Origin of the sequence: Bacillus sp. FSL P2-0069 (genome assembly GCF_038593315.1) — a bacterium.
Classification (GTDB): Bacteria; Bacillota; Bacilli; order Bacillales; family Bacillaceae; genus Bacillus; species Bacillus safensis.
In genome coordinates, this window is sequence record NZ_CP151984.1 from 2,366,225 (window position 1) to 2,390,757 (window position 24,533).

22 protein-coding genes, 1 other RNA gene and 1 other annotated feature are annotated in these 24,533 nt (G+C 43.0%); of the genes, 4 read left to right on the forward strand and 19 right to left on the reverse strand.

What is annotated here, in order from left to right; all coding sequences use genetic code 11:
- Positions 1-13: 13 nt before the first annotated feature.
- Positions 14-1,156, reverse strand: a complete 1,143-nt coding sequence (locus NSQ34_RS12135) for a cysteine desulfurase family protein (protein ID WP_024427863.1) — start codon at positions 1,154-1,156, stop codon at positions 14-16.
- A gap of 18 nt (positions 1,157-1,174) precedes the next feature.
- The gene (locus NSQ34_RS12140) at positions 1,175-1,594 is read right to left on the reverse strand and encodes an Rrf2 family transcriptional regulator (protein WP_024423125.1); all 420 of its coding nucleotides are present in this window, start codon (positions 1,592-1,594) and stop codon (positions 1,175-1,177) included.
- A gap of 208 nt (positions 1,595-1,802) precedes the next feature.
- Between NSQ34_RS12140 and NSQ34_RS12145 the strand changes: the two genes are divergently transcribed.
- The gene (locus tag NSQ34_RS12145) at positions 1,803-3,068 is read left to right on the forward strand and encodes a replication-associated recombination protein A (RefSeq protein ID WP_024427862.1); all 1,266 of its coding nucleotides are present in this window, start codon (positions 1,803-1,805) and stop codon (positions 3,066-3,068) included.
- Between the two features lie 33 nt (positions 3,069-3,101).
- Here the strand turns inward: NSQ34_RS12145 and NSQ34_RS12150 are convergent, their stop codons facing one another.
- From NSQ34_RS12150 to NSQ34_RS12170, 5 genes are all read right to left on the reverse strand, one after another.
- The gene (locus NSQ34_RS12150) at positions 3,102-3,866 is read right to left on the reverse strand and encodes a tRNA threonylcarbamoyladenosine dehydratase (RefSeq protein WP_046311906.1); all 765 of its coding nucleotides are present in this window, start codon (positions 3,864-3,866) and stop codon (positions 3,102-3,104) included.
- Positions 3,867-3,958: 92 nt separating this feature from the next.
- Positions 3,959-4,139, reverse strand: a non-coding RNA gene (gene ssrS / locus NSQ34_RS12155) — 6S RNA.
- Positions 4,140-4,215: 76 nt separating this feature from the next.
- Positions 4,216-5,994 carry an aspartate--tRNA ligase gene (gene aspS, locus NSQ34_RS12160; RefSeq protein ID WP_108909033.1) on the reverse strand — a complete coding sequence of 593 codons (1,779 nt, stop codon included), beginning with the start codon at positions 5,992-5,994 and terminating at the stop codon, positions 4,216-4,218.
- An 18-nt stretch (positions 5,995-6,012) separates the two neighbouring features.
- Positions 6,013-7,287, reverse strand: a complete 1,275-nt coding sequence (gene hisS / locus NSQ34_RS12165; protein WP_061109409.1) for a histidine--tRNA ligase — start codon at positions 7,285-7,287, stop codon at positions 6,013-6,015.
- Between the two features lie 73 nt (positions 7,288-7,360).
- Positions 7,361-7,600 (reverse strand) — a binding site (T-box leader).
- Positions 7,601-7,658: 58 nt separating this feature from the next.
- The gene (locus NSQ34_RS12170; protein ID WP_003216250.1) at positions 7,659-7,829 is read right to left on the reverse strand and encodes a YrzK family protein; all 171 of its coding nucleotides are present in this window, start codon (positions 7,827-7,829) and stop codon (positions 7,659-7,661) included.
- Positions 7,830-7,966: 137 nt separating this feature from the next.
- On the opposite strand from NSQ34_RS12170, the gene NSQ34_RS12175 reads away from it, so the two are divergent.
- Positions 7,967-9,547 carry an SH3 domain-containing protein gene (locus NSQ34_RS12175; RefSeq protein WP_061109410.1) on the forward strand — a complete coding sequence of 527 codons (1,581 nt, stop codon included), beginning with the start codon at positions 7,967-7,969 and terminating at the stop codon, positions 9,545-9,547.
- Between the two features lie 97 nt (positions 9,548-9,644).
- On the opposite strand, the gene dtd is transcribed toward NSQ34_RS12175, so the two are convergent.
- From dtd to NSQ34_RS12215, 8 genes are all read right to left on the reverse strand, one after another.
- Positions 9,645-10,088 carry a D-aminoacyl-tRNA deacylase gene (gene dtd, locus NSQ34_RS12180; protein WP_024427859.1) on the reverse strand — a complete coding sequence of 148 codons (444 nt, stop codon included), beginning with the start codon at positions 10,086-10,088 and terminating at the stop codon, positions 9,645-9,647.
- Positions 10,089-10,106: 18 nt separating this feature from the next.
- On the reverse strand, positions 10,107-12,317 hold the full coding sequence (locus NSQ34_RS12185) for a bifunctional (p)ppGpp synthetase/guanosine-3',5'-bis(diphosphate) 3'-pyrophosphohydrolase (RefSeq protein ID WP_034279902.1): 2,211 nt from the start codon (positions 12,315-12,317) through the stop codon (positions 10,107-10,109).
- Positions 12,318-12,458: 141 nt separating this feature from the next.
- A complete protein-coding gene (locus tag NSQ34_RS12190; RefSeq protein WP_034279900.1) occupies positions 12,459-12,971 on the reverse strand; it encodes an adenine phosphoribosyltransferase in 513 nt (170 codons plus the stop codon).
- A 23-nt stretch (positions 12,972-12,994) separates the two neighbouring features.
- Positions 12,995-15,319 carry a single-stranded-DNA-specific exonuclease RecJ gene (recJ, locus tag NSQ34_RS12195; protein WP_034279898.1) on the reverse strand — a complete coding sequence of 775 codons (2,325 nt, stop codon included), beginning with the start codon at positions 15,317-15,319 and terminating at the stop codon, positions 12,995-12,997.
- Between the two features lie 81 nt (positions 15,320-15,400).
- On the reverse strand, positions 15,401-15,751 hold the full coding sequence (locus NSQ34_RS12200) for a lipopolysaccharide assembly protein LapA domain-containing protein (protein ID WP_034279896.1): 351 nt from the start codon (positions 15,749-15,751) through the stop codon (positions 15,401-15,403).
- 101 nt (positions 15,752-15,852) lie between these two features.
- Positions 15,853-16,341 (reverse strand): cation:proton antiporter regulatory subunit, encoded by a 489-nt coding sequence (locus NSQ34_RS12205; protein ID WP_041115109.1) that lies wholly within the window; start codon positions 16,339-16,341, stop codon positions 15,853-15,855.
- Positions 16,342-16,527: 186 nt separating this feature from the next.
- Positions 16,528-18,756: a protein translocase subunit SecDF gene (secDF, locus tag NSQ34_RS12210; protein ID WP_061109412.1), complete on the reverse strand. Its 2,229-nt coding sequence runs from the start codon at positions 18,754-18,756 to the stop codon at positions 16,528-16,530.
- Between the two features lie 41 nt (positions 18,757-18,797).
- On the reverse strand, positions 18,798-19,094 hold the full coding sequence (locus NSQ34_RS12215) for a post-transcriptional regulator (RefSeq protein WP_003216788.1): 297 nt from the start codon (positions 19,092-19,094) through the stop codon (positions 18,798-18,800).
- 116 nt (positions 19,095-19,210) lie between these two features.
- On the opposite strand from NSQ34_RS12215, the gene spoVB reads away from it, so the two are divergent.
- Positions 19,211-20,761, forward strand: coding sequence for a stage V sporulation protein B (gene spoVB / locus NSQ34_RS12220; protein WP_034279890.1), 1,551 nt, complete (start codon positions 19,211-19,213; stop codon positions 20,759-20,761).
- Between the two features lies 1 nt (position 20,762).
- Here the strand turns inward: spoVB and NSQ34_RS12225 are convergent, their stop codons facing one another.
- Positions 20,763-21,425, reverse strand: a complete 663-nt coding sequence (locus tag NSQ34_RS12225) for a DUF421 domain-containing protein (RefSeq protein WP_034279889.1) — start codon at positions 21,423-21,425, stop codon at positions 20,763-20,765.
- Positions 21,426-21,577: 152 nt separating this feature from the next.
- Here NSQ34_RS12225 and NSQ34_RS12230 point away from each other — a divergent pair, with 152 nt between their 5' ends.
- Positions 21,578-21,955, forward strand: a complete 378-nt coding sequence (locus tag NSQ34_RS12230; RefSeq protein WP_034279887.1) for a TIGR04086 family membrane protein — start codon at positions 21,578-21,580, stop codon at positions 21,953-21,955.
- Between the two features lie 49 nt (positions 21,956-22,004).
- Here NSQ34_RS12230 and yajC read toward each other — a convergent pair whose 3' ends face one another.
- The 3 genes from yajC to queA are packed head-to-tail and all read right to left on the reverse strand — an operon-like array spanning position 22,005 to position 24,524.
- Complete coding sequence (yajC, locus tag NSQ34_RS12235; RefSeq protein WP_008360993.1) at positions 22,005-22,271, reverse strand: preprotein translocase subunit YajC; 267 nt, start codon at positions 22,269-22,271, stop codon at positions 22,005-22,007.
- Positions 22,272-22,318: 47 nt separating this feature from the next.
- Entirely contained in the window at positions 22,319-23,464 is a 1,146-nt protein-coding gene (gene tgt / locus NSQ34_RS12240) for a tRNA guanosine(34) transglycosylase Tgt (RefSeq protein ID WP_024423141.1), read from the reverse strand.
- 31 nt (positions 23,465-23,495) lie between these two features.
- Positions 23,496-24,524 (reverse strand): tRNA preQ1(34) S-adenosylmethionine ribosyltransferase-isomerase QueA, encoded by a 1,029-nt coding sequence (queA, locus tag NSQ34_RS12245; RefSeq protein WP_034279883.1) that lies wholly within the window; start codon positions 24,522-24,524, stop codon positions 23,496-23,498.
- Positions 24,525-24,533 lie beyond the last annotated feature (9 nt).

Genomic DNA, 24,533 nt, shown 5'->3' on the forward strand with positions numbered 1-24,533 from the left:
CAAAAGGAAGCATTTATTTGGCTAGGCGTTTGACAACAGCCGCTATCTTATGTGCCGCCTGCTTCACATGATCCTCTTCATTCCCAAGACCGAAGCTTATTCTGACTGAGGATGTCAGCTCTTTTGCTTCTGCGCCATACATGGCGCTTAACACGTGCGAAGGAAGGACAGATCCAGCCGTACATGCCGATCCGCTTGAAACAGCAATTCCTTCCATATCTAAATTCACAAGCAGCGATTCAATGGAGACGCCCGGGAAATGAACATTTAAAATGTGCGGCAATGTCTCTTTCGGATGTCCATTGATAGAGAAATTGAGAGATTCCTCTTCGAATACTTGCAGCATGGTTTCTTTGAGCTTACCATAATGCATCGCTTTTTCTCTTCTATTTTGCTTCGTTAATTGAACAGCTTCTGCAAGCCCAACAATTCCTGCCACATTTTCAGTGCCGGCACGGCGCTTTCTTTCTTGTTCGCCTCCGAATATTTGCGGAGAAAGTTTCACGCCTTCGTTTACATATAAAAAACCTGTTCCCATCGGACCATTCAGCTTATGGCCAGAAGCAGATAAAAGATCAATATGGAGATCTGCTGCATCAATGGGCACTGTGCCAAACGCCTGCACTGCGTCTGTATGAAAATGAGCAGTGTGATCACGCAGAAGTTCGCCAATGGCTTTGATTGGCTGAATCACACCTGTTTCATTATTGCCGTACATGACGGTCACAAGAATCGTATCATCTCTCAATGCTTGTTTTAATTGATCAAGATGAATCAATCCTGTTTCGTCCACATCTAAATATGTCACTTCAAATCCTAGTTTTTCTAGGCGTTCACATGTATGCAGCACCGCATGATGCTCTGTTTTCACTGTGATGATATGTTTTCCTTCATGCTGTCTTGCCATGGCAACACCTGTAATTGCCAGGTTGTCCGCCTCGGTTCCACCGCTTGTGAGGATGATCTCCTGCGGTTTACAGTGTAATTCTCCTGCAATGACTTCTCTTGCTTCATCGAGCCACTTTCTTGCCTCGCGCCCATATGAATGAATACTAGAGGGATTGCCAAATATCTCTGTAAAGTACGGCATCATCTTGTCCACAATACGCTGATCCATCGGCGTTGTGGCCGCATGATCTAAATAGATTCGTTCCATTTCCGGTACACCTCTGATCTAAATATAGAACATATACGAGTCTTGATCCCCGTCATCTGTGTAGCTTGCCAAGTCTTCAAGAGTTGTATTGTCTAGTACGTCTTTTACTGCATCACGAATACGAATCCATAGTTCACGCTTTGCTGGTTCTTCGTTTTCGATGACTTCAACAGGACTAATGGGTCCTTCTAATACACGAATAATATCACCTGCTGTGATCTCATTTGGTTCATGTGCAAGAACATAGCCGCCATACGCTCCGCGGATACTTTTTACAAGACGGGCATTGCGGAGTGGTGATACAAGCTGCTCTAAATAATGCTCAGACAAATCATTGTTTTGAGCGATTGATTTTAATGATGTAGGGCCTTCGCCATGTTTTTTGGCTAATTCGATCATGATCGTCAGACCATATCTGCCTTTAGTTGATATTTTCAAGTTAAACACCTCTGCGTTTTCTATTCTATGTCATCAATTATTTTTCTGATTTCATATACGCCGATATATAGACCAGAAGCAATTATATCATACTTTCAGCCAACTTTCATTTACGGGTTCTGAGCATGATAGAAGGACGAATCCCTTTTCTATTTGAAGAAATTTCGGTACTCTATACAAACAAGACATTGCTATAGGAGAGATAATTATGAAACCTTTAGCGTACCGGATGCGCCCAAGTCATATTGAAGACATTATTGGGCAGGAGCATCTTGTTGGAGAAGGTCAAATTATTAGGCGAATGGTCGAGGCAAAACATTTATCCTCGATGATTTTATACGGACCGCCGGGCATCGGCAAAACATCGATTGCAACCGCGATTGCTGGCAGTACAAGCATTGCTTTTCGAACGCTGAATGCGGTCATTCATAACAAAAAGGATATGGAAGCTGTTGCCGCTGAAGCGAAAATGAGCGGCCAGGTGATCCTTATTTTAGACGAAGTCCACCGGCTTGATAAAGGAAAGCAGGATTTTCTTCTTCCTTATTTAGAAAATGGCATGATCATTTTAATTGGGGCAACGACGGCTAATCCCTACCATGCGATCAATCCTGCCATTCGAAGCCGGACACAAATATTCGAGCTGAAGCCGCTTGAAACAGAGCAGATCAAAGCTGCGTTAACAAGAGCCTTACAGGATGAGCATCGAGGGCTTGGCGGCTATGAGGTGACAGTGGACGATGAAGCGATGAATCATTTTGCCAATGGATGCGGAGGAGACGTGCGTTCTGCTTTAAATGCACTCGAGCTCGCTGTCTTATCGACAAAAGCTGATGAGACAGGGCATATCACAATCACTCTTGCCGCAGCAGAAGAATGTTTACAAAAAAAGAGCTTCTCACATGACAAGAATGGTGATGCTCATTATGATGTCCTCTCGGCTTTTCAAAAATCCATTAGGGGATCTGATACAGATGCGGCGCTGCATTACCTTGCCAGACTGATCGAAGCAGGAGACCTTGAAAGCATTACAAGGAGATTACTCGTGATGGCTTACGAGGACATTGGCTTAGCCAGTCCGCAGGCTGGCCCCCGCGTGTTAAGCGCAGTACAAACAGCAGAAAGAGTCGGCTTCCCAGAAGCACGGATTCCACTGGCGAACGCAGTGATTGAGCTGTGTCTTTCTCCTAAGTCTAATTCGGCATATAAGGCGATTGATGCGGCACTTGGTGACATTCGTACAGGGAAAATTGGAGAAGTTCCAGTTCATTTAAAGGATGCTCACTACAAAGGCGCCACAGCACTCGGAAGAGGCGTCGATTACTTATACCCGCATGATTACGAAAACGGCTGGGTGAAGCAGCAATATTTACCTGATCCGCTGAAAAACAAGCAATACTATGTACCGAAGCAAACCGGAAAATTTGAAGGTGCATTGAAACAGGTCTATGAAAATTTAAAACGCCAGAAATAAAAAAAGCCCCCTGCATATTAGCAGGCGGGCTGTTTATTTATCCTTCACACGTGTAATTGGAATATCTTTTAAAAGCTTCATAATGACATGACCACCCATGATCAGCCCGGCAACAGACGGAACGAATGCATTGGATGATGGCGGCATTTGTGCCTTGCGAATCTTCGCTTCATCATTTCCAACTTCTTTTCTGACATCTTCACGAATAACAATCGGACTTTCATCAGAGAAAATGACTTCAATTCCTTTACGAATCCCTTCCTTACGCAGACGTGTTCTCACAACTTTTGCTATAGGATCGGTATGCGTTTTTGAAATATCATCAATTTTGAAGCGTGTCGGATCTGTTTTGTTCGCAGCTCCCATACTTGAAATGATGTTCACACCTCGTTTCAGACACTCTTTCATTAAATGAATTTTATAGTGAATGGTATCTGAGGCATCAATGACGTAATCAAGCGGATGCTCAAAAAATTGCTCGTATGTTTCCTCTGTATAAAACATCTTCAGCGCAACAACTTCACATTCTGGATTAATATCAGCGATTCTCGCCTGCATTAAGTCAACCTTTGGCTGGCCAACTGTTGATAGCAATGCTGGAAGCTGACGATTTACATTTGTAATATCAATATCATCTTTATCAACAAGAACAATACGGCCAACGCCTGAACGAGCGAGTGCCTCTACTGCGAATGAACCAACGCCGCCCACACCAAGCACTGCAACTGTACTGTTTTTTAGTATATTTAAGCCTTCCTTGCCAATGGCAAGCTCGTTTCTTGAAAACTGATGTAACAAGTGCCTCACTCCACCTTTATTTAAAATGAATCGAAAGAATCATATCATATTCAGACTTCTCCGTCATCCTTCTCTAAAAGAAAAAAACACAAAAAAGTCCCGATGACGCCGCCAGCATTTCCTTCGTTTTGAACCCCGCACCATGCAGGTGGGTGCTTTCTTCCTGACTTTATAAGTCCTCTAAAGAGGCATTTATGCAGAAAGGAAAGGCAAGCTCCCGTATAAAAAAATGTTCGGTCAAAACTAGGTAACCACCGTACGTATCAGGACTTTATTTATTATTGATGAAAGCATATCATAGGCATATTTCTTTTTCAAGCGTTTACATACCTATAAACATGCGCCTATTTTACTGTTTTACTTTTGTTTTAATCGCTAAACTCAGCTCATCAAGCTGCGCCTCGCTTACATGGCCAGGGGCATCTGTAAGAACGCAGCTCGCACTTGCCGTTTTTGGGAATGCAATCGTATCTCTTAAGTTAGAGCGGCCTGCAAGCAGCATCACTAAACGGTCAAGACCCAGCGCGATTCCGCCATGCGGAGGAACACCATGCTCAAACGCATCCAGCAGGAAGCCAAATTGTTCGTAAGCTTCTTCTTTTGAAAAACCAAGTAAGCCAAACATTTTTTCTTGAATGTCCTTTTCGAAAATACGAATAGAACCTCCGCCAAGCTCGTAGCCATTCAGCACAAGATCGTAAGCCTGTGCCTTCATGTCTTCCGGGCTTGTTTCAATTAATTCAAGATCCTCGCGAACTGGCATTGTGAATGGATGATGGGCAGCATAGAAGCGGCCTTCTTCTTCATCTTTTTCAAGCAGCGGCCAATCGACAACCCATAAGAAATTGAATACAGACTCATCGATCAGTCCAAGCTCTTTACCAAGTTTTAAGCGAAGTGCACCAAGCGCATCATGGACAACAGACGTCTTATCTGCAACAAAAAGTAAAAGGTCGCCTTCTTCAACTTGCAGCTGTTCTTTTAATTCAGCTTGCTTTGCTTCATCAAAGAATTTAGCGATCGGACCTTTTAATTCAGTCCCTTCTGCTTTTAGCCAAGCTAGACCTTTTGCACCGTAGTTCGCTGCAAATGCACCAAGTGCATCAATGTCTTTTCTTGAGTAGTTCGCTGCAGCCCCTTTTACATTGATGGCTTTCACAGACCCACCATTTTTCACAGCTCCGCTAAACACTTTGAAATCGGAGTCTTTTACCGTGTCTGAAATGTTCACTAGCTTCATCTCAAAGCGTGTATCCGGCTTATCAGATCCATAAGAATTCATCGCTTCATCGTATGTCATACGAGGTAATGGCAATGTAAGGTCTACTCCTTTGACATCTTTCATCACCTTCGCCATCATCTCTTCAGCAAGCGTCATGATATCCTCTTGACTCATAAAGGACATTTCAATATCGACTTGTGTAAATTCCGGCTGACGGTCAGCACGCAAGTCTTCATCTCTAAAACAGCGGGCAATTTGATAATAACGGTCCATTCCAGAAACCATCAGCAATTGTTTAAATAATTGCGGAGACTGAGGCAATGCATAAAATTCTCCCTCGTGTACACGGCTTGGAACAAGATAGTCACGCGCACCTTCTGGGGTACTTTTCGTTAAAATTGGTGTTTCAATGTCTAGAAAGCCGTTGTCGTCTAAGAAATGGCGGAATGCTTTTGTGACTTCATGTCGCATTTTCATTGTTTCAAACATTGCAGGGCGGCGAAGATCCAGGTAACGATATTTTAAACGAACATCTTCTGATACCTCATCTGCTTGATCTGAAATCACAAAAGGAGGAGTCTTCGCTTCATTTAAAACGCTGACCGTTTCGACTTGAATTTCAATTTTGCCCGTTTTTAAATTTGGGTTGATCGTTGCTTCTTCTCTTGCAACAACCGTTCCTTTAATATCAAGGACATATTCATTACGAATTGATTCTGCTGTCTCAAGCGCCTCTTTTGATAGGTCTGGATTGAAGACAACTTGTACAATCCCTGTACGGTCGCGCAAATCAATAAAGATTAATCCGCCTAGGTCACGCCTTTTTTGAACCCATCCTTTTAATACAACTGACTGACCGATTTGGTCTTCTGTTACTTCTCCACAATAAAAAGTTCTACCAAACACAAACATTCCACTCCTTCTTTACGCTTTCTGGTGGGCCTTCAACATTTGAATCAGCTCATCAAGCTTCACTTCAATTTGTTCACCCGTTGTCGTATCTTTCACATTCACAATTTGCTGCGCAAGCTCATCTTCACCAAGAACTGCAATAAATTTGGCTTTTAATCGATCAGCCGCTTTAAATTGTCCTTTTAGTTTCTTCCCTGTATAGTCCATTTCACTTGAGATACCTTCTTTTCTCAGACGGTTTAATAATGAAACAGAATAATCCTTCGCTTCATCTCCGAGAGCAGCAATGTATAGATCAATACCATCTTGCAGAGGAAGCTCAATTCCTTCAGCATCGATCGCAGATAAGAAACGCTCAATACTCATCGCAAATCCGATCCCTGGTGATTCAGGACCGCCAATTCCTTCAACGAGCCCATCATAACGGCCGCCGCCGGCTAATGTTGTAATCGCACCAAAGCCTTCTGCATTACTCATGATCTCAAATGCTGTGTGATTGTAGTAATCAAGACCGCGTACTAAATTTGGATCAACGACATACTCAATGCCTATATCCGATAAGTATTGTTTAACCTTTTCAAAATAAGTCCGCGATTCTTCATTTAAGAAATCTTGAATGGATGGAGCTGTTGCCATCAATTCATGATCACGATCCTTTTTACAATCAAGAATACGAAGCGGATTTTGATGTAAACGCGTTTGACAGTCGTGACAGAATTCCTCAATTCTTGGCTCAAAGTGCTTGACCAGTGCTTTGCGGTAGTCTGCACGGCTCTCTTTGTCACCAAGGCTGTTAATGACGAGCTTTAAGTTGGAAAGACCTGCTTTCTCATACACACTCATCGCAAGCGAAATGACCTCAGCATCAATGGCAGGATCTTTGGAACCAATCGCTTCTATCCCAAATTGATAAAATTGACGATATCTTCCTGTTTGCGGACGTTCATAGCGGAACATTGGTCCGATGTAATACAGCTTTGTTGGCTGAGCAGGCTGTGCAAACAATTTATTTTCAACATAAGAACGGACGGTTGAAGCTGTTCCCTCTGGACGAAGTGTGATGCTGCGTCCTTTTTTATCTTCAAATGTGTACATCTCTTTTTGAACGATATCAGTTGATTCGCCTACTCCCCGTGCAAACAGCTCAGTATGCTCAAAAATCGGTGTGCGGATTTCTTTGTATTGAAAGGCTGCACATGTATCTCTCGCAATTTGTTCAACATACTGCCAGCGTTCTGACTCTCCAGGTAAAATATCCTGTGTGCCTCTTGGAATATTAAAACTCATTTTTCGTCCTCCTACGACCATCATTCATTTTTTATGTGGACATATAAAAAACCCCCGCCTCTACTATGTGTATAGTAGGGACGAGAGTTATACCCGTGGTGCCACCCTAGTTGGAACATGATCCAGCCATGTTCCCGCTCAAATCCTTAACGCAGATTCACGTTCTCCGCCTATTGACTCATTTTTAGAGCGTTCAGCAGGAAACCTACAGAGTGTTCTTTCGTGATAAATGCCATGCGGATTCGCTTTCAGCCTAAGGCGATTCCTCTCTGCTCACGCAATTTACCCTACTATTCTCTATCATCAGTTCCACATTTTAAATTTTCAAGTGTGTTGATTTATATTATAATAAGGTCGGTGCTGCCACTCTGTCAACCCTTGCCGTGCCTCTTTTTCTTTTCCAGCTCTTCTTTTGACGTACATCCGTATTCAGATGCGGTCTCTTCAAGGAAGCCTGGCTGATCCATTTCGTCGTGCTGCCAGCGGTCGATATCACGATGTCCATTATATTGCACTCGTCCTAATTTTCTGCTTAATCTCATGTTTGTACATCCTTTTATCACATTTTTATTTAGTATAAACAGATTGATTCATTTTTATTAGGGAAACTGCAAGGAATTCATCCACTACATAACGAATTAACATTCATCGGTTTTACAAGGGAGGGGAAAACACCGTTTTGAATCTGAAAAAACACAATCAAATGATGATGCTGCTTACTTGTTTTGTTCTCATCGCGAGTTCTTTGCCTATGACACATGCTACAGCACAAACAGATCAAGCTGTTGTCGCAACAGATAAAATCAATGTGAGAACGGGCCCTGGTTTAAGCTATGGAATTGCAGCTGTTGTAAAACGCGGCGAAAGTTATCCCATTCTCACTGAACAAGGAGAATGGGTGCAGATCCAATTATCAAACGGACAAAAAGGCTGGGTCGTCTCATGGCTGATTACCACATCATCCGGCGCTCAAAAATCCGCGAAGCCAAAGGCGCAAGGTCAAAGCACGGCTGGAGGCAGTACAATTACATCGACAGCTTCCGATCTTCGCATCCGGACAGGCCCTGGGACTTCCTATCAAGTGATTGGTACTTTCCCGCAAGGTGCTACCGCTAAAAAGCTCGAGACAAGCGGCGAATGGACGAAAATTTCGTATAAACAAGCAGAAGGCTGGGTTCACTCTGATTATGTTTCAGGGGGGCAGAAAACTTCTCAATCAAGCTCCGGCGAGTCCTCTCGCTCTAACCAGACAGGCACAGTTGGCGTATCGAGCTTGAATGTAAGGCAATCGGCCGCACCAAATGCACAAGTCGTCGCTTCACTTGCCCGCAACACACAGATCACCATTTTGCGAGAGCAGAACGGCTGGTATGAAATTGAGGGGAAAGGCGTAAAAGGCTGGGTTGCAAGCTATTACATTGTCACAGGCAAAGGAGCAGGCTCTGCACCTGAAAAGAGTTCATCCTCTTCGGCTTCTGAACAAAAAGCGTACATTGTCTATGATGGCACCAATATTCGAAAAAGCGCTTCTACCTCTGCTGGGATTGCAGAAAGAGCAACAAAAGGAGCTGCCTATCATATCGTTCGGACGCAAGGTGACTGGTACGAGGTGACACTATCAAACGGCGGAACCGGCTATGTGGCGAGCTGGGTCGTTCAAACGAAGAAAAATAGCAGCGACGCGCCAAGACCTCAGCAGGATTCATCGTCTGGAACTGGTTCTTTAAAAGGGAAAACGATTGTTCTTGATCCTGGTCATGGCGGAAAAGACAGCGGCACAATCGGCGCAGACGGTGCTTTTGAAAAGAACATCACCATCAAAACCGCCAATTTACTGGCAGGCAAATTAAGGGCTTCTGGTGCAAATGTATATTTAACAAGAAGTGATGATACCTTTATCAGCCTTCAATCAAGGGTGGCAACATCTCATTACCGAAATGCAGATGCATTTATTAGTCTTCATTACGATAGTTTTATGGATCAAAGTGTTAGAGGAAGTACAGCGTATTATTATCAAGCAGCAAAAGATCAGCAATTAGCGTCAAGCGTTCATTCAGAAGTTGCAAAACGCTCTCAAATCCCTGATAAGGGTGTCAAATTCGGAGATTACTTTGTTTTAAGAGAAAACAAACGCCCTTCCCTTTTATATGAACTCGGGTATTTAAGCAATCCTCAGGAGGAAGCGATCATTTATAGCGCCTCTTACCAAGAACGAGTCACAGAAGGAATGACTGAAGGATTAAAACAATATTTCCGTTAAAAAGAAAGAGGCCGCTGCGCCTCTTTTTTGTTTATCCACAAAAGAAAAAGACTCTAAACAAACTCCCGCATGAGTTCATCTACAGTCTAAAGAGAATCTATTCTTTGCTGTCCATCAAGATCGTGACTGGTCCTGAATTGGTCAATGACACGTCCATCATCGCACCAAAACGGCCAGTTTCGACATGGATGCCTTTTTCTCTAAGGGTTTTATTGAAACATTCATAAAGCGAGTTGGCTGCATCCGGCTTGGCGGCTTTCATAAAATTCGGCCGTCTGCCCTTTCTCGTATCACCATATAGGGTAAATTGTGATACAGACAGAACGCTTCCTTTTATGTCCAATAATGAACGATTCATTTTCCCATTTTCATCTTCAAAAATACGTAAATGTGCAAGCTTTTCAGCTAAGTAAAGCACATCTTCTTCTGTATCTTCGTGTGTGACACCAACAAGCACCATATATCCTTCGTTGATGGCACCTGTGATCTCTTCTTCTACCTTCACAGATGCATTTGTCACACGCTGCACAACAAGCCTCATAGACGATATACTTCCTTTCTAATTCATGAATCGGCGAACAGAGTAAATGTCTTTGATTTGTTTAATGCGTTCGACCACTTTGTGCAAGTGATTAATATTTTGGATAAAGATCGCCATATGGATCGTCGCCACTTTGTTACGATCAGACTTCCCAGAAACAGAGGAGATGTTCGTTTTGGTTTCGTTGACTGCTTGAAGCACCTCATTGAGTAAGCCGCGTCTATCATATCCTAATATTTCAATTTCCACATTGTATTCTTTACGGTTTTGAGCAGGCTGCTCATGCTCCCACTCGACGGGAATTAACCGCTCCTGCGCTTCTCCTGTCTTCACGTTCGGACAGTCGTCGCGGTGAACAGATACGCCTCGGCCCTTCGTAATAAAACCGACAATGCTATCACCAGGAACAGGATTACAGCACTTAGATAAGCGGACAAGCAGGTTATCAATTCCTTTGACCCTTACGCCAGCTTCCCGTTTTTTCCCGTGATACGTCTTTGGTTCCACCGTCACTTCTTGAACGGTTTTCTCTTGCTCTTCTTGATCTCTTTGTTTTCTTTCTTTTTCCGTTAAACGATTGGCGACCTGTAGTGCAGTAATGCCGTTATATCCAACAGCTGCATACATGTCCTCTTCATTTGAAAAATTAAATTTGTCAGCCACTTTTTGCAGGTTTTCAGCGGTCAGAATGTCTTTGACATCAAACTCAAGGTTTTTGATCTCTTTCTCCACGAGCTCTCGGCCTTTTTCGACATTTTCTTCACGGCGCTGTTTTTTGAAAAACTGTCTGATCTTGTGCTTCGCTTGGGAGGTTTGGGCAAGCTTGACCCAATCCTGACTTGGCCCGTAGCTGTGCTTTGATGTCAGAATTTCAATAATGTCACCTGTTTTTAGTTTGTGATCGAGTGTGACCATCTTGCCATTGACCTTGGCACCGATCGTTTTATTCCCAATTTCCGAGTGAATCCGGTAAGAGAAATCAATCGGAACTGAGCCCGACGGCAGTTCAATGACGTCTCCTTTTGGCGTAAACACAAACACCATATCAGAGAAAAGATCAATCTTTAACGACTCCATAAATTCTTCTGCATCTGTGGATTCATTTTGGAACTCAAGAATTTCTCTAAACCAAGAGAGCTTCTTCTGGAAGACTGCTTCTTCTGTTGATTCTGCTGACTCTTTGCCTTCTTTGTATGCCCAGTGTGCCGCAATTCCGTATTCTGCAATTTCATGCATTTCCACTGTACGGATCTGAACTTCAAGCGGATCGCCTTTTGGCCCAATCACCGTTGTATGAAGAGACTGGTACATGTTCGGCTTTGGCATCGCAATATAATCCTTAAACCTGCCTGGCATCGGCTTCCAGCACGTATGGATAATCCCGAGCACAGCATAACAGTCTTTAATGCTGTCAACCAAAATACGAACGGCAAGCAGATCATAAATTTCATTAAATTGCTTATTTTGCAAGACCATTTTGCGATAAATACTATAAATATGTTTTGGTCTGCCGGAAAATTCGGCCTTGATGTTTACCTCAGACACGCGGTCTTTCACTTCATTGACGACCTCGTCCAAGTATTCCTCACGTTCCGCTCGTTTGCGCTTCATCAGATTCACAATCCGGTAATATTGCTGCGGATTTAAATAGCGGAGTGCTGTATCTTCAAGCTCCCACTTAATCTTTGAAATCCCTAATCTGTGCGCAAGCGGTGCAAAGATTTCAAGTGTTTCATTTGAAATTCTCCGCTGCTTTTCCTGCGGAAGATGCTTGAGCGTTCTCATATTATGAAGACGGTCTGCCAGCTTAATCAAGATTACGCGGATATCCTGCGCCATTGCAACAAACATTTTTCGATGGTTTTCGGCCTGCTGTTCTTCTTGTGATTTATATTTAATCTTCCCGAGCTTTGTGACACCATCAACAAGCATTGCTACTTCCTCGTTAAAATGCTCTTTTAAATCCTGTAATGTCACATCTGTATCCTCAACTACATCGTGCAGGAAACCGCCTGCAATGGTTGATGGGTCCATTTCAAGATCAACAAGAATGCCCGCCACTTGAATTGGATGGATAATATAGGGCTCACCAGATTTCCGGTATTGCTCCTTGTGTGCATTTTCAGCATATTCATATGCTCGCTCTATAAATTGAATATGTTCAGCGGACAGGTATTCTCTTGCCTTGTCAATGACCTGCTGCGCCGTTAAAACTTGTTCGTTCGCCATGGAATCACCTTTTTAAATGAAAACTGTATTGTAGTTTATTATCAAGAAAAATTCGATAGATGTAAAGAGAAGAAGTCCGCTAAAAGATTTTTGATAGGAAAAAAGCACCCTTCTTACTGAGTGCTTTTTACGAAAACTCCATTAGTATTGCATTAACGTCATGATGTCGTAGCCGTCAAGCTTCTTTCTGCCGTCCAGATACGTCAGTTCAATCAAAAATGCAATCCCTGCCACAACGCCGCCTAATTCCTCTACAAGCTTAATGGATGCTTCAATTGTTCCACCAGTCGCAAGTAAGTCATCAGTAATCAGGACACGCTGACCAGGACGAATCGCATCTTTATGAATCGTTAATACATCTTTACCATATTCCAAGCCGTAATCGACTTTAACGACTTCACGAGGAAGCTTTCCTTCTTTACGAACCGGTGCAAAACCTACACCAAGTGCGTATGCTACAGGGCAGCCAATAATGAATCCACGCGCTTCAGGTCCAACAATGAGATCAATGTCTCTTTCCTTCGCGTAATCAACGATTTGATCCGTTGCATAACGGTACACTTCGCCTTTATCCATTAACGTTGTAATATCTTTAAATTGTACACCTTCCTTTGGGTAGTCAGGTACAACTGTCACATATTGTTTTAAATCCATCTTTTCCTTTTCCTCCTCGTACGTCAAAGCACAGGTGAGACTTCGCTCATCATGCTATTCAGCCATTCCTTCAGCTCTTTAGCTGAGGAATATGTTAGTGTTTGATCGAGTTCCATCAATCGTTGTTTTGCTGTATAGGATGCTGATGCCGTTAAATCTTTTTTAGGGGCATCAAGTACTATTGACAGCACACCATTCTCTATTTTAACAAAACCGAGTTCAAAAAACACCTTTGTCATAAAAATGATTGTATCTTTTGTCCAGCCTCTATGTTTGGCAAGGTCCATTCCTTGTTCTTTGATAGGAAAACTTCCCCGTTTAAACAAGAACCCATAAAACCATTTGAATTGGTCACGGCTTGGGAAAGAGGACATAAAATGATCTTCTTTTCTTTGAAAAACGGTATAAATTCTGGCAGGCTTTTGATTTTCTAAAAGCTGCTTCAGCAATTGCTCATCTGCGGGAACATCCGCAAAGACCACATATTTGCCCTGTACATCAAACGTTGATACATTTTCTGCATGAACATGATGAATGGGGATATCGACGTCCTGTTTTGTTGCTTCATCAAAACAGACAACCAAAGATTTTTCTGAATCAAGCGTCGAGACTTTCTTCTCCCAATCCTTTTTCCCGCGCAGATCAAACAGCTGCCATTCATCAACTCGTGCATCTTTTAGCATCAGCTGGGGCTTCTTCCGGTTATTCCATTCATTGACGGACATTTCTCCAATCACGGAAATGCGGCTTCCTGGAACAATTTCTTCTTTTAATTTCCCTTGGTGAAAACCGACACAGTCAAGCAGCTTGTCTTCGTCTTTCAGAGACATTTTAATATGGTTGTGATTTGCCCCAATCGTTCGAATATCTTCAAGCTTCGCATCTTCAATCATAATGAACGGTTTTGGGTTTGACATACCGAATGGTGACAGCATCCCCGCTTCTTCAATCGCTTCAACCGTCAATTCGTCTACCTTGCATACTGCATCGACCCGCTGTATTGGAATAAAATCTTCTTCCGTCAATGTTTCATTTGCATATTGATTTAATCTTTCCCTTAGTAAAGCGACATCATCCGCTCGAAGTGTCATCCCTGCTGCCATCGGGTGCCCCCCGAAATGCGGCAGGATGTCGCGGCATTTGCTTAGATGGAAAAATAGATCGAAGCCAGGAATACTCCGGGCTGATCCTTTTGCCATTTGCGTCTCTTCATCTATTCCAAGCACAATCGCCGGACGAGAAAAAGTATCCGTCAATTTAGAGGCAACAATTCCGACAACGCCCGGATTCCAGCCAGCTTTCGCTACAACGATCGCAGACTGGTCATCACCTGCCTCTTCCACCATTTGAATGGCTTCTTCTGTGATCGTACTGACAATCTTTTGTCGTTCTTTATTCAGTTCCTGTACAAAACGAGCGAGCTCTTCTGCTTCATCCTTATCCTCAGTCATCAGAAGATGAACGGCAGGATCTGCCTGTTCAATTCGTCCTACAGCATTCAGCCTTGGCGCAATTTGAAAGCCGACCGTTTCCTCATTGGCTTCTTCTAGAGTGGCTCCCGCTTCTTTCAATAACGCTTTCAGCCCCGGTCTATTCGACTGCCGAAGCTGCACAAGGCCTTTTTTGGCGAGCCACCTATTCTCATCATGAAGCGGTACAAGGTCCGCAATTGTCCCGATTGCTGCAAGATCTAACAGCTGAACTGGCAGCTTCCCAAGCAGTGCATGCGCCACTTTAAACGCTACGCCTACACCAGCAAGTTCTTTAAAGGGATACTCACAGCCAGGCTGCTTAGGATGGACAATAGCAAGTGCCTCAGGCAGCTCCTCACTTGGTTCATGGTGATCTGTAATGATTAGGTCTAACCCTATTTCTTTTGCAATACGTGCTTCATTTACAGCAGCAATGCCTGTATCGACCGTGATGACAAGCGATGCTCCTTGCTCCTTGATATATCGAAATGCCTGTTCATTAGGCCCATAGCCTTCTTTAAATCGATCTGGAATATAAAAGTCTACTATCGCAGACCGCTCTTTTAATGTATGTAAAAGTACAGACGTACTTGTCACACCATCTGCATCATAGTCTCCGAAGATCACAATCGATTCCTGCTCTTCGATCGCTTTGTTGATGCGCTCTACTGCTTCTTTCATTCCTTTTAATAGAAATGGATCATGAAATTCGGCTTTTTGATCAAATAAAAAAGACCTCGCCTCTTCTACTTCTTCAATTCCTCTTTTTACGAGAAGCGATGCAGTCAGCGCTGAAATATTCAGATTTTCAGAGAGTGATTTCACTTTTTCTTCGCTTGGATGTTCATATTCCCAGCGCATTTTGGATAATAACATAAATTCACCCCTCAACCACACTATTATACTAGAGTGGCCTGAGGGGTTTCAATTTTTATTTTATGAAATTGTGCTGGAAGATTATTTTTCCTTCCGGTCAAATGATGCTGGCTGTTCTTTTAAAGGCGTGACATGAGATTTCTTTTGAAGATCTCTGTCTGCCTTTTTCGTCGCCGCAGCAGGTGCAGCGGCTGCACGCTCAGCTTTTAATGCTTTTAGTTCACGTTTCAGTTTCACAATTTGGAAGATCCCTGCAAATGCCACAATCAGCCCGCCCATTAAAACTGAACCGATAATGACAAGGATCAGCGGCCATTCAGCCGTTCCAAATAAGTAGTGTACCTCGACAGGCCGTACATTAATCACGGCAAATACTGAGACAATTAATACGAAAATAAATGCGAGTATGATGGTCCATTGTTGTTTGTTCATCTACATATCCCCCAAGCTTTTTCTTTTATTCTTCCCTTTTCGCTGCCTTTTTTAAACACCGAAAGAAAGCAGTGGAAGAAAACCTATCAGCATGGGCATCATCAGCTGCTGAGTTTTTCTTTAATCAGATTCTTTAATTCTTTTCTTTCTCCAGAAATGACAAGGGTATCCCCTTCTTCGATGATGGTATCTGGTCCTGGATTTAAAATCTTCTCATGTGATTTTCTCACAATGGCGATGACTGTTACTTGATAGTTTTGGCGAACATTGAGGTCACCGATGCTTCTTTGAACAGCTGGTGCATTCTTTTCAATTTTAAACCATTCAATCACCAGTTCATCAATGGCTACCTCTACGGTTTCAAGCGCTTTCGGCTTATAGACCATGCCGCCTAAAATAGCCGCAATTTGTCTTGCTTCTTCATCGTTTAGCAGGATGCCAGAAATCGTTTCTTCATGGTCGTCCTCCTGAAAATGATACATTTCTCTTCTGCCGTCATCATGTGTAATGATGGCAAGCTTCTCATTATTTCTTGTGATCATTTCGGCTTTATGACCGATACCTGGCAGTTCAGTTTCCCGAACCTTCATAACAGCCCCTCCAATGAATAAAGCCAAATGCCTAAACAGACACTTGCTTTCTATACTGGTCTAAACGTAAGTCATTATAGCAAAAGACCATTTCAAGATCAATGAAACCCGAAATGTTTTTTCAAATCATCTTATTTTCAGAAAAATCGATAGAAAAAGACTGCCGAAAAAGGCAGTCTTTCTAGATTAAATATCTTGTTCTGTATCAATCTTAGCTGGTTTTTTCAGCTCACGGCCTTTCCACATCAGCCAAATTTGTGCCGCGATATAAAGGGATGAGTACACCCCTGTTAATAAGCCGACAAGTAAGGCGATGGAGAAGTTTGTAATCGACGCTGATCCGAAGATAAGCAGTGCGACAACAACGACAAGTACAGTCAGCACCGTGTTGACAGATCGCGTAAAGGTTTGCTGTAAGCTTAAGTTCACAATGTACGATAGATCTTCAATGGTTTTCGGTTTACGTTTCTTCATTTGCTCACGAACCCTGTCGAAGGTAACGATCGTGTCGTTGATCGAGTACCCAATGACCGTGAGGATCGCGGCAATGAAGGTGACATCCACCTCTAAGCGCGTAATACTAAAGAAGGCGACAATAAAGAATGCATCGTACAGCAGTGAGATAATCGCCGCAATCGCCATCTTATACTCAAAACGGACGGATACATATAAAATGATCCCAATGGAAGCAATGATGACGGCATACAGCGCATTACGGGCAAGTTCTTTTCCGACAGTCGGTGATACTGTACTTACGTTCGGCTCAGTGCCGTATTTATCTTTGAAGTAATCCTTCACTTCAGCGATTTTTTCTTTGTTCGGCACCCCGACAAATCGAGCAGCTGCTTGATTTTCTTTTTGCCCCGACAGCACAACACTGTCTGCTTCAAGACCAAGCTTTTTAAAGTCTTGCTCTACTTGTGCAGTTGTCAGCTTGTGATCGCTTTGAACATCGATTCTCGTTCCACTAGCAAAGTCAATACCAGCATTGAGCTTGAAGATCGAAAGGACGATGATTCCCGCAATAGTAACAGCTATGGAGAAAATCATAAAGCCTTTACGTTTGCTGACGAAATCCCATTTATCAAATGGCGTTTTCGGTTCGGTATTTTCTGTTGTTTCGTGGATACTCATGATGTCTTTTTTGCGGACACCAAACCAGCCTTTTTTGCGGTCGAGCGCACGGCTTTCTACAAGCAGTCCAAGAAGGAATCTTGATAGGAATACAGCCGTGATAAAGCTTGTTAAAATCGAGAGGATGAGCATTGTTGCAAATCCTTTTACAGAGCTTGTCCCGAAGAAGAACAGCACTCCGCCGGCAATAATACTTGTTAAGTTTGCATCAAAGATGGTCGCAAATGATCTGCGGTTCCCTGACCTGAAAGCAGAACGGACAGATTTGCCGAGCTTCAGCTCTTCTTTGATCCGCTCATAAGTAATAATGTTGGCATCAACAGCCATCCCTACCCCTAGAATAAGTGCGGCAATTCCAGGCAGTGTCATGACCGCGCCCATCCAGTCAAACACTTGCAGCGTAATGTAGATATAGGCTGAGAGTGTGATGACAGCTATAAGACCAGGTAATCGGTAATAAAGCAGCATGAATAAGAAGATAAATGCGATTCCTACAATTCCTGCGAACACTGTTTCGTTCAGTGCTTGTTCACCAAACTGTGCACTCACAGATGTGGAATATTTTTCTGTTAATTTTACTGGCAATGCCCCGGCATTTAAAATACTTGCGAGGTCTTTTGCCTCTTGGACAGTAAATTTCCCTTCAATTTGTACGTCACTGCTGTTAATCTCTTGATTCACATTTGGTGCAGATACATACTTGTGGTTTGATTTTGAGACTTCTTTTTTGAAGGAATCTCCTTTGTGATAATCAAGCCAAATGACAAGCTGGTTATTCGGCGCCATCGCCGCTACTTTTCTTGTGACGTCACCAAATTTTTTCGCATCCTTTAGTTTAACCGTCACAATTGGCTCATTCGTTTGACTGAATGTTTGTTTTGCACTGTTTTCGACTAGGTCAGCCCCGTTAAGAAGTTCTTTATCATTCGTATCTCTGAAGGATAGCTGTGCTTCAGTGGAAAGAATCTCCCTAGCTCTGTTTTGATCTTTTACCCCTGCAAGCTGCACACGGATACGATTATTGCCTTCAATCGAGATGTTCGGCTCACTTACACCTAGCACATTGGCTCTTCGGTTTAAAGCCTCCACTGTACTAACGAGAACACTATTTGTGATCTTGTCCTCTTTTTTCACTGGATGTACATCATACAGGACTTCAAATCCACCCTGTAAATCCAGCCCTAGCGTCATATCTTTCGCAACAGGCTTTGTCAGTAAGCCCACGCCAGTTCCGATTAACAGAACCACTAAGAAAAACGCAAGAATGCGCCCTTTTTTCATTATGTATTTCCTCCTTAAACACCTGAATCCATTAAGATGGCTTATTTCAACAGTTCATCAAGCATATTCTTGCCATCTTCACTGTCCAAAAAAGCAGACGTTTTAAACGACTGAACGGTTGCATAGTTCATAAATTCGCCTATTTTCACAGATAAAATATCTGCAACCATTTCATGAATCGGATACTCTTGTTTTTTCTTCCACTTCTTATTCTCTAAGTATGACCATAATTCCTCTAAATCTACATCTTTATAGCCCAAAACGATGAATTCTTCAAGCTTACTGAACAGAAAAGGCTTTAAATGGTCTTTGTATATAGCAGCTGGGTGTTGTGTCATTGCGTAGCTCCCCCTTTTCAGTTTTTTATCGAGAGACTTGTCATGCTTGGACGATATACACGCATATCTTATTGTATATGATTCTATGTCGTTTGAGAAGGCAGGTGATCTGTGATTTGACGAAGCAAACGTTTTTAAAGGGGACCATTATTTTAATTTTAGCAGGTTTTATCACGAGAATATTGGGTTTTGTCAATCGAATTGTCATTGCGAGGTTCATTGGCGAAGAAGGGGTCGGGCTTTATATGATGGCTGCACCTACCTTTTTTCTCGCCGTGACACTCACACAATTCGGACTGCCTGTCGCCATTAGTAAGCTTGTCGCAGAAGCAGAAGCCCGGGGTGACAAACAGAAAACAAAACGTATTCTGGTCATGTCCCTTGCGATAACAGGAACACTCAGCCTGATATTCACTCCGCTCTTTTTATGGTTTGCGCCCATCATGGCAGAAAATATGCTGACTGATCCTAGAACGGTCTATCCACTGCTTGCCATTACACCCGTCGTACCAGTCATCGCCATTTCCAGTGTGTTAAGAGGCTATTTCCAGGGCAGACAGCAGATGAGCCCGCTTGCGATGTCTCAAGTTCTGGAGCAGGTCGCAAGAATTTCACTAGTGGCAGTATGTACAACGGCTTTCCTTCCTTACGGGATTGAATTTGCGGCAGCAGGTGCGATGATTTCATCTGTGATTGGAGAGATGATTTCACTTGCTTACTTACTGATCGCCTTCCGCTATAAAAAGACGATTCGTATTCGAAAACGATTTTTTAAGGCGATTCATGACGGGAAGGACACGTTTAAACAGCTGATGAGCATTGCCCTGCCAACAACAGGCAGCCGTTTTATCGGGAATATTTCGTGGTTTTTAGAGCCGATTGTTGTCGCGCAAAGTCTTGCCATTGCTGGTTATGCGGCTGTAGAGGCGACAAGGCAGTACGGGGAGTTGACTGGTCTTGCCCTGACCCTTTTGACACTGCCTAGTTTTATTACGTATTCACTCTCCACTGCATTAGTTCCGGCGATCAGTGAAGGAATGGAGCAGAACAAACGTAAAACGGTCGAATACCGGCTGAAGCAGGCGATGCGCCTTTGTTTACTCAGCGGAGGCATTTCATGTATTATTCTTTTCGTTTACGCAGAAGATTTAACGCTCTTTATGTATGGTTCATCGCACGCGGCCATTTATGTGAAATTCATGGCGCCATTTTTCCTTCTTTATTATTTTCAAGGGCCCCTTCAAGCCGTGCTTCAAGCACTCAATTTAGCTGGTGCGGCGATGACCAACAGCCTGATAGGTGCAATTGTGAAAACAGGGATGATTTTTGTCCTTGCTTCCCAGCCTGGCTTTGGCATTATGGGCGCAGCACTTGCGATCTTAATCGGCATCATCCTTGTCACGCTGCTCCATGCGGCAACTGTCGGAAAGGTGCTGCCTATTCATTTACCATTAAAGGAATATGGACTATGCGTCCTTGTGATTATCGGTACAGGGGCTGTCAGCCTCTGGCTGAAATCTCAAGTAGACGGACTCTTTTCTGCTCCTATTGAACTTGTGACGCTCATTTTTGTTACGTGCACGCTCTATGTCATTCTATTAATCTGCCTAGGGCTAGTGAAACGAGAAGAGCTGCGCCGCATCCCGTTCATTGGGAAGCTGTTTTAGCTCATCTCTTTTTGATCACTTCATCTTTCAAATCAATATAAAATGTTTTTTGATTAAAGCTGCAGTAAGAGATTTGATCGATATCATGATAGCCTCTTTTAGCAAGCTCATCTTTCAGCCACTGTTCATTTTGATTGATTTGCTTAAGGTGGTCATGCTGCACGACACCGTCCGCAACAAGTGGAAGCTCAAGCGCTGCATGTTTGCGCTTGTTTTCTTTTTCGACAACGGCGAGCTTTCCAGACGGCTCTAAAATGGCGTAAGAGACATCCTGAATGCTGTCGATGTTATTTTCTCTTAATTGAATGAGAAGGTCATCAAAATTGTATCGCTGTTTTCTCATTGCACCCTCGTCTATTTTCCCATTGATGATGAGCAGGGCCGGTTTGCCGTCAAGAAAGCGCCGGACGCCTTGGAATTTCAGTGAGAGGTAAGCAAGTGTGATTTGAATGAAGGTTAACAGCAGGATTGGCCATACCGTATGTAACATGTGATCCTCTACTTCTTCTATGGCGAGAACCGCAATTTCTGCGATCATCATAAAAATGACTAGATCTAAAATGCTCAGCTCGCCAATTTCCCTTTTGCCCATTAAGCGAAATATAAACCAAATAAGAAAATATAAAATGATGGTTCTCATGGAAATGATCAAGATATCCTGCATGTGATGTAAACCCTCCTTCTCCAACATAGCTTGTGTCAAAACACTTTATTTATGTAGAAAAGAAACGTCTGAAACATGTCTATTTTTTCTTCACTGTGAATACATTTTAGTAAAAGACAAGCTTCGTTCAATTGGAGAGGAGACGAATCTACATGCAGGAAACGAAACATATTGGAAAAGGCATTTTATCCGGCTTAATTGCCATTTTTGTCGTGATGGTTGTCACAAGTTTACTTGTGTCGCTCATGCTTACATTCACAAGTATGCAGGAAACATCATTTAAATGGATGATTATGATTTTGTCCTTTGCTGCCCTTTTATTAGGAGGCATCATTTCTGGAGGGAAAGCAAAGGAGCGTGGCTGGCTGATTGGTGCGGTCACGTCTATCATTTTTTCCCTCACTGTATTTCTATTTCAATATTTGGGATTTGGAAAAACGTTTTCACCAGAGCAGTTTATCTATCATGGAGCATTTTTAGGCATTTGTATGCTGGGGGGAATGATTGGCGTCAATCTTCGAGGCAAATAAAAAAAGAGCGGTTATATCGCTCTTTTTTTTATGGCTATGTATCAGAGGATTAGCCTTTGTCAGCTAATTCTCTAATAGCACGACGATCGAAAGTTAAACGGTTGTTTTCGCTTGTTTTGATGACCACTTTTGATTCATCAATTGAGTCGATTTCACCGTGTAAACCACCGATTGTGACGATTTTATCGCCTTTTGATAAAGATTGCTGCATCTGACGCACAGCTTTCTGTTGCTTTTGCTGTGGACGGATTAACAAGAAGTAAAGCACAGCAAACATGACAACAATCATAATGATTGAACCCATACCACCATCCATTCTATTTCACCCCTTTCTAAAGCATTGTAAAGCCTTTCGTTTATGCGTTAAAAGTTTTTCGCATTCGGTTTGTTAAAGCCGTAACGCTCAAAAAACTCTTCTTTAAAATCACCTAAACGATCCTCACGGATAGCTTCTCTCACTTGCTCCATTAATTTTAACAGAAAATGAAGATTATGATAAGTTGTTAATCGAATTCCGAACGTTTCATTTGTTCTGATGAGATGTCTAATATAGGCGCGTGTATAGTTTTTACATGTATAGCAGTCACAGTTTTCATCGATTGGTCTAAAGTCACGCTCATATTTTGCATTTTTCACAACAAGACGGCCTTCACTTGTCATCAAGGTGCCGTTTCTTGCAATTCGCGTCGGCAGTACGCAGTCAAACATATCTACACCGCGAATGGCGCCGTCAATTAAGGAGTCTGGTGAGCCGACACCCATTAGGTACCTCGGCTTGTCTGCCGGTAAAAATGGTGTTGTGAACTCTAGTACACGATTCATCACATCTTTTGGTTCCCCTACAGATAAGCCTCCGATGGCGTAACCTGGGAAATCAAGTGAAACAAGGTCTTTTGCACTTTGTTTTCGAAGCTCTTCGTATTCTCCGCCTTGGACAATCCCAAACAGCCCTTGATCTTCAGGACGCTGGTGTGCTGTTAGACATCGCTCTGCCCATCTGCTTGTCCGCTCCACAGAACGTTTCATATAATCGTACTCTGCAGGATACGGCGGGCATTCATCAAATGCCATCATAATATCAGAGCCAAGTGCATTTTGGATGTCCATGGCTTTTTCAGGAGATAGGAACAGCTTGTCTCCGTTTAAATGATTACGGAAGTGAACGCCTTCTTCTTCAATTTTTCTAAATTCACTCAATGAAAAAACTTGGAATCCGCCTGAATCTGTTAGGATTGCTCGATCCCAGTTCATAAATTTGTGCAGACCGCCTGCTTCCTTTACGATATCGTGACCTGGACGGAGCCATAGGTGGTACGTATTGCTTAAGATGATGCCTGCATCCATAGCCTTTAATTCTTCAGGCGCCATTGTTTTGACTGTAGCCAGTGTACCTACTGGCATAAATACAGGTGTTTCAAAGGAGCCGTGCGGTGTATGAACGCGGCCAAGACGTGCACCTGTCTGTTTGCATGATTTAATGAACTCATAACGTATCGGTAATTGCGACAAAAATGAGCCCTCCTGTCTTTGTTGTATGATGTTATTGAATCAGCATGGCATCGCCAAAGCTGAAGAATCGGTATTCCTCTTTAACAGCCTCATTGTACGCTTTAAGTACGTGCTCTCGTCCAGCTAATGCGCTGACAAGCATAATTAACGAGGATTTTGGCAGATGGAAATTCGTGATCATGCCGTCAATTGCCTTGAATGTGTAGCCAGGGTAAATAAAGATCGACGTCCAGCCGCTTGAGGCTTTGAACTCACCATCATGTGCACTTGCAATGGTTTCAAGCGTTCTTGTTGACGTTGTGCCGACTGAAATAATCCGCCCGCCTTCCTTGCGAATGCGGTTAAGCTCATCAGCTGTTTCTTCATTCATTTCATAAAACTCTGCGTGCATTTCGTGTTCTTCAATACGTTCTGCACTTACCGGACGAAATGTGCCAAGCCCTACGTGCAGCGTAATGAAAGCAATGTGTACACCTTTCGCTTTCAGCGCATCCAGCAGCTCGGTTGTAAAGTGGAGACCGGCAGTTGGCGCAGCAGCGGAGCCAACCTCTTTTGAATAAACGGTTTGATAGCGTTCACGGTCGTCAAGCTGCTCTTTAATATATGGAGGCAGCGGCATTTCACCAAGGGATTCAAGCACTTCATAAAAAATGCCTGTATATTGAAACTCGACTTTTCTTCCGCCATGTTCCATTTCCTCTGTGCATACTGCTTTGAGCCGTCCATCACCAAACGTGATAACCGTCCCTTTTTTCACCCGTTTGGCTGGTTTGACAAGTGTTTCCCAGTTGTCTCCCTCTTCTTGTTTCAATAGAAGCAGCTCTACTTTGGCACCTGTATCCTCTTTCATACCAAACAGACGTGCAGGCAGAACGCGCGTATTGTTTAGAACGAGACAATCACCCTTTTGAAAATAATTGATGATTTGTGAGAATGTATCATGTGTAATCGCACCCGTTTGTTTGTTTAAGACCATCAGTCTTGATGCATCTCTTTTTTCAAGCGGCACTTGTGCAATCAATCTTTCTGGTAAATCAAAATCAAATAGTTCTAGCTTCATTTCCTTCAC

Excerpts from the sequence above, each read along its gene's own strand:
- secDF (WP_061109412.1), bottom strand. The coding sequence starts at position 18,756 with ATGAAAAAAGGGCGCATTCTTGCGTTTTTCTTAGTGGTTCTGTTAATC.
- NSQ34_RS12215 (WP_003216788.1), bottom strand. The coding sequence starts at position 19,094 with ATGACACAACACCCAGCTGCTATATACAAAGACCATTTAAAGCCTTTT.
- yajC (WP_008360993.1), bottom strand. The coding sequence starts at position 22,271 with ATGGATGGTGGTATGGGTTCAATCATTATGATTGTTGTCATGTTTGCT.
- dtd (WP_024427859.1), bottom strand. The coding sequence starts at position 10,088 with ATGAGGCTTGTTGTGCAGCGTGTGACAAATGCATCTGTGAAGGTAGAA.
- recJ (WP_034279898.1), bottom strand. The coding sequence starts at position 15,319 with ATGTTATTATCCAAAATGCGCTGGGAATATGAACATCCAAGCGAAGAA.
- NSQ34_RS12225 (WP_034279889.1), bottom strand. The coding sequence starts at position 21,425 with ATGCAGGATATCTTGATCATTTCCATGAGAACCATCATTTTATATTTT.
- NSQ34_RS12200 (WP_034279896.1), bottom strand. The coding sequence starts at position 15,751 with ATGAACAAACAACAATGGACCATCATACTCGCATTTATTTTCGTATTA.
- NSQ34_RS12230 (WP_034279887.1), top strand. The coding sequence starts at position 21,578 with ATGCAGGAAACGAAACATATTGGAAAAGGCATTTTATCCGGCTTAATT.
- NSQ34_RS12185 (WP_034279902.1), bottom strand. The coding sequence starts at position 12,317 with ATGGCGAACGAACAAGTTTTAACGGCGCAGCAGGTCATTGACAAGGCA.
- NSQ34_RS12170 (WP_003216250.1), bottom strand. The coding sequence starts at position 7,829 with ATGAGATTAAGCAGAAAATTAGGACGAGTGCAATATAATGGACATCGT.
- queA (WP_034279883.1), bottom strand. The coding sequence starts at position 24,524 with ATGAAGCTAGAACTATTTGATTTTGATTTACCAGAAAGATTGATTGCA.
- hisS (WP_061109409.1), bottom strand. The coding sequence starts at position 7,287 with ATGAGTTTTAATATTCCAAGAGGCACACAGGATATTTTACCTGGAGAG.
- NSQ34_RS12190 (WP_034279900.1), bottom strand. The coding sequence starts at position 12,971 with ATGGATTTAAAACAATATGTGACAGTTGTACCTGACTACCCAAAGGAA.
- NSQ34_RS12205 (WP_041115109.1), bottom strand. The coding sequence starts at position 16,341 with ATGAAGGTTCGGGAAACTGAACTGCCAGGTATCGGTCATAAAGCCGAA.
- NSQ34_RS12135 (WP_024427863.1), bottom strand. The coding sequence starts at position 1,156 with ATGGAACGAATCTATTTAGATCATGCGGCCACAACGCCGATGGATCAG.
- NSQ34_RS12145 (WP_024427862.1), top strand. The coding sequence starts at position 1,803 with ATGAAACCTTTAGCGTACCGGATGCGCCCAAGTCATATTGAAGACATT.